At 59.7% G+C, this 4567-nt stretch carries 5 protein-coding genes; 3 read left to right on the forward strand and 2 right to left on the reverse strand.

The window, feature by feature from the left end:
- Positions 1-202 precede the first annotated feature (202 nt).
- Positions 203-427, forward strand: coding sequence for a hypothetical protein (locus NW815_RS00360; protein ID WP_414332042.1), 225 nt, complete (start codon positions 203-205; stop codon positions 425-427).
- A gap of 260 nt (positions 428-687) precedes the next feature.
- Positions 688-1212, forward strand: coding sequence for a signal peptidase II (gene lspA, locus NW815_RS00365; RefSeq protein WP_414332043.1), 525 nt, complete (start codon positions 688-690; stop codon positions 1210-1212).
- An 89-nt stretch (positions 1213-1301) separates the two neighbouring features.
- Here the strand turns inward: lspA and NW815_RS00370 are convergent, their stop codons facing one another.
- Together NW815_RS00370 and cruF are read right to left on the reverse strand one after the other, a co-directional pair.
- Complete coding sequence (locus NW815_RS00370) at positions 1302-2339, reverse strand: threonine aldolase family protein (RefSeq protein ID WP_414389595.1); 1038 nt, start codon at positions 2337-2339, stop codon at positions 1302-1304.
- Positions 2340-2386: 47 nt separating this feature from the next.
- A complete protein-coding gene (cruF, locus tag NW815_RS00375; protein WP_414389593.1) occupies positions 2387-3448 on the reverse strand; it encodes a gamma-carotene 1'-hydroxylase CruF in 1062 nt (353 codons plus the stop codon).
- Between the two features lie 205 nt (positions 3449-3653).
- Between cruF and NW815_RS00380 the strand changes: the two genes are divergently transcribed.
- A complete protein-coding gene (locus NW815_RS00380) occupies positions 3654-4553 on the forward strand; it encodes a M23 family metallopeptidase (RefSeq protein ID WP_414389591.1) in 900 nt (299 codons plus the stop codon).
- The last annotated feature ends 14 nt before the right edge of the window (positions 4554-4567 follow it).

Below are 4567 nucleotides of genomic sequence, written 5' to 3' on the forward strand. Positions count from 1 at the left end.
ATGCTATACATTATTTTCAGTATAGTCCAGAGTATCATTGACTAGAGTCATGCTTTCCAGCCTCATGCAAGGTTTGCACTTGGAGGGATCCCCAAGCATTGGCCGGAGTCGCTGTAACAGCAAGGAAACGCTGGCCCTGGTTGATCGCAGAGCCCTTGTGAGAAAATGTAACAAGCATTTCATTTCTGAAATTGAGGTATCTATGGCTGTCACTCGTGCCGGACGCGCCCCTCTAGTGCGGGGCAGCAGCGAGGGAAATCCTGCCAAGTTCATGGAAATGGCCAGCGCTTTGCTCAGCACCCGCACCCGCCAAGGCAGCGGCAAAAAGGTTCAGGATCGCTCTTCCTACGGCAAGGCGGGCAATCCGCAAGAGTTTATGCAGATGGCCAGTGAATTGCGCCGCTCCCTGGAGCAGCAGGGTCGGTAGCCAATCCTGTCCACCCCCAGGGGATCCCCGTCCAGTTGCCTAAGCTGGACGGTTTTCTTGCTGCTCCTCTCAAGCCAGAGGCGGCCAATCGCTTCTGAGGCCACTCACCGGTGTTGGATCCCGTTACAGGCCCAACTTCGAGTCCAGAGCTCCGCCCTTGAGCTTCTGGGCAATGAGCCGGCAGAAGAGCGGCATGTCAGGATGGGAAAAGTGCTCATCGGGGCGCTCTTGCCGGTGGACGTGATTGAGGCCAAGACGACATGAAAAACAAAGGCTTTTGGCTGGCCGGGATCCTGGGGGTAATCTTGGATCAGGCGACCAAGCACTGGGCAGTGGAACGGCTGCTGCCGGGGCCAGAGATTGAGCTGTGGCCAGGGGTGTTTCACCTCACCTACGTGGAGAATACCGGCGCTGCTTGGAGCCTGTTTGAAGATTCGGCAGAGCTCTTGAAGTGGATCTCGCTGGGGGTGGCGCTGGCGTTGGCGCTGCTGGCCATTCGCGGCGGGATCCTGGGCCGATGGGAACAGGCCGGCTATGGCTTGGTGTGGGCAGGAGCCGTGGGGAACGGCATCGACCGCTTCGTCAACGGCTATGTGGTGGATTTTTTCAATTTGATCTGGATTCGCTTTCCGGTATTCAACGTGGCGGATGTGGCCATCAACCTTGGGGTGGCCTGTCTGCTGATCGGTTTGCTACAGGACAACTCGAAGAAAACGGGATCGACTTCCGCCTCGCCCTGCCTGGAGAAAAAGCCCGGTCGCGACAGCACCCACTTTAAGGATTGACGAGCCGATGAACAGCCTTCAGGGATCCCTTGGGACGCTCAGGCCTTTGGCCAGGGGGATCCCCGGTCAGCTGCAAGGACTCCGTCCGCCTATTGCAAACGGCTGGCTTGCTGGGCCACCTGGCAGAGGCGCTCGACATCTGCGGGCAAAGTGTTAAAAGCCGTCACCAGGCGGATCAAGCGGTGACCTTCCCCCAGCCAGCGGTAAAACCGAAACCCCGCTCCCTCTAGGGCCTGGAGAACCGGCTCCGGCAGCTCGATAAAAACCTCATTGGCCTCGGTAGGATACACCAACTTGGCTCCCGGCAGGGATCCCAGTCCCTGAGCCAACTGTTGGGCCATTGCGTTGGCATGGCGGGCATTGCGCAGCCACACCCCATCCTGGAGATAGGCCTGCAATTGGGCAGACAAAAAGCGCATCTTCGAGAGCAGATGGCCACTGCGCTTGCGGCGAAACTCAAAATCGCCCACCTGATTTGGATGAAAAAACACCACCGCTTCCGCAGCCCAGGCTCCATTTTTGGTGGCCCCAAAGGACAGCACATCCACCCCCGCTTTCCAGGTCATCTCGGCAGGGGTGCAACCCAAACTAACCAGGGCATTGGCAAAGCGGGCCCCATCCATATGCACCTTAAGGCCAAAGTGATGGGCCAAATCCGCCAGGGATCCAAGCTGCTCCAAGGAGTAGAGGGTGCCGGCCTCAGTGGCTTGCGTCAGGCTGAGGCAGGCAGGCTGCACGTGATGAACCACCCCAAACCCCGCCCGCTCCAGGGCCGTTTTTAAGTTGCCCCAGTCGATACGGCCTTGTTCCCCTGGGATCCCCACCAACTTGGCCCCACCTGTAAACAGCTCCGGCGCTCCACATTCGTCCAGATTGATGTGGGCCTCGGGATGGCAATAAATGGCCCCGTAGGGCGGGGTGAGCACCGAAAGGGCCAGGGCATTGGCAGCAGATCCCGTTGCCACCGGAAACACCGCCACTTCATGCTCGAAGATCTCGGCAAACAGCCTTTGCACCTGCGCTGTGCATTCGTCCCCTCCATAGGGCATGGCGGATCCCCTGAGGGCCAACAGGGCTTCCATCACCTCAGGACAGGCGCCTGTGACATTGTCGCTGCAGAAGTTCATGGCCTGGACAACCCAAGGGATCTCGCCGAGGAAGGGTTAGGGCCGGCTTACTTCGCGCCAACCCAACCGGGATCCTCCAAAGTATCCCAGGCTTGACCTGCCTCTCCCTCAACCGTTTGCAATAGCGGGACAGAGTCCTTTTGGGGATGGGAAGGCGGCTCAGGCTGGTCGCGATAGCGGGACGGAGTCCTTTCGCAATAGCGGGATGGGGTCTTTGCACTCCACCACAACCCCAAAGCGGGCCCCAACCCCAACAACAGGCCCAGCCCCGCCGGCGCAACAATGCCGGAGCCCAGGCTCATCAACAGGGCAAAAGCAAAATTAGCTACATAGAGCACCAGCGGCCCCACCAACTGGCGGCGGTCAAGGATGGGTTGATCCTCGCCCCACAGCAGATTGGCCACCGTCATAAAGGCAGCCCCGGTCAGCATCCAACCCCCGAAGTTTTGCAACGGCATGCCGAAGAAGGGCCCCGGCTGAAACCACGTCCAAAACGGGATCAAGCCGCGGGTCATGGCCGGATCCAGCACGAAGTCCCAGGCGGTGAGCAGCAGGGCCCCCAACATGATGGCCTCGAAGTGGATCAACCAGTGGCGCTGGGTTTGCAGAGCCACACGCGCCAACAAGTAGGATGACAACCCCACATAAAACCAAGACAGAGGGATGGTAAAAGGCACCAAACCGGCAATCTTGTAGCCCAGCCCACTCAGGTAGCCGTAGTTGCCAAAGGGGATCCCAGTGCTGGTACCCAACAGCTCACTGCCCAAGGAAATGCCCACCGCCGGGATCAAAAACATCAACAGGCGCCGCATCCCCAACAGCCGGGATCCCATCAGAGCTGCCGCCAGCGCGCCGAACACCATGTAGGCCACGCCGCCATTGCCCATGCTCAAGGAGAAAGCTTGAATGCCAATGGGGGGCAAACTGGCCACCCACTCAGGATGGGGTACAACCCAGAGCAACCCTGCCAACCCAAAAAGCAAAGACAGAATGTGCAAACCCAGAGCTAAGGCCTCCAGCCGCTGCCAAATCGAGCCGGATAGGGGCAGAACACTTCGCCCATGGAAAGGCAGGCTGACGAGAACACCAGAGGACGAGAACCAACGCATGAGAAACTCCCGAAGAGTGGTTAAGCGAAGCCGCTCTGTCTCCTTGCAACCCATACGGCGGCTGAGGGAAAAAGCGGATGGCCCCAAGAGAGAGCCCGAAGCCAAGAATGAACCCGCTTGTTTGCAGGCCGGCCTACTTGGAATGGCCCTCTGGGCAGGGATGTCACCACCGCTAACGGTGACACTGCTGATATTTTGCTGTCTATTGTATCAATTCGTAAACATCTCGCCCGTTTTTCCTCAGGTCTCCTCCCCGTCTTCGCCGCAGGGATCCCGGGTGGGGGTGTACGCCCAGTTGGCTCGTGCTGTGGAGCGCCAGGACTGGGTGCAGGCCCTGCAGCTGGTGGATCTCTTACGAGAGCACACGGAAGATCCCGCCCAGCGTCAGGATCTGGAAGACTATCGGCTGGAGCTGGAAAAATATCGTTCTGCCTATGGGGATCCGCCGCCGCCCCAGTGGCCGTTTTTGCACAAGCCCTTTGTTGGGGAATTTCCTGTCACCAATCTCTTCGACCATGATCTGCCTTTGGGGGAGAGGGATGGCAACGGACGGTTTGTGAGTGGGCAAGGCCAGGTTTGGATCCCCGACCCGCTGCACCCGTGTGGCAAAAGCGATGGCCATGCCGGTTATGACTGGGAGATGCCGGTGGGCACCCCGATTTTGGCTGCTGCCGCAGGACGGGTCACCTTGGCCCGCGAGGAGCCGGAGTTTTTTTGCCCCAGCTTGGGCCGACCGGTCAGGGGGTTGCGGGTGCGCCTTCTGCACGAGCCAGAACTCTCGGAGGGGGAGAGAACAGACGGGAGAGCACTTCCCCGCTGGGAGACCCTCTACGCCCACCTCAGTCAAATCGGGGTGCAGGAGGGGCAAGTGGTGGCCGCAGGAGCAGTCATCGGCCTATCGGGAGACAGCGGCTGTGCCAGCGGGCCCCATCTCCATTTCGAGGTACGTCGCTTCGACAACACCAACTCCGGCCAACCGGCTGCCGTCGATCCCTATGGGTGGTTTGGGTCTGGCCTGGATCCCTGGAGCATTCATCCCCTTGGGGCCGAAAGCCTGTTCCTTTGGCAGGTGGGACAAGCCCCCAGTTTGGGAGCATGCCTCTAACCCCCAAAACCCTG

This window comes from Synechococcus sp. R6-7, assembly GCF_047461695.1.
GTDB lineage: Bacteria > Cyanobacteriota > Cyanobacteriia > Thermostichales > Thermostichaceae > Thermostichus.

Bases quoted from the DNA above. Each gene is read 5' to 3' on its own strand.
- NW815_RS00370 (WP_414389595.1), bottom strand. From the start codon at position 2,339: ATGAACTTCTGCAGCGACAATGTCACAGGCGCCTGTCCTGAGGTGATG.
- NW815_RS00360 (WP_414332042.1), top strand. From the start codon at position 203: ATGGCTGTCACTCGTGCCGGACGCGCCCCTCTAGTGCGGGGCAGCAGC.
- lspA (WP_414332043.1), top strand. From the start codon at position 688: ATGAAAAACAAAGGCTTTTGGCTGGCCGGGATCCTGGGGGTAATCTTG.
- cruF (WP_414389593.1), bottom strand. From the start codon at position 3,448: ATGCGTTGGTTCTCGTCCTCTGGTGTTCTCGTCAGCCTGCCTTTCCAT.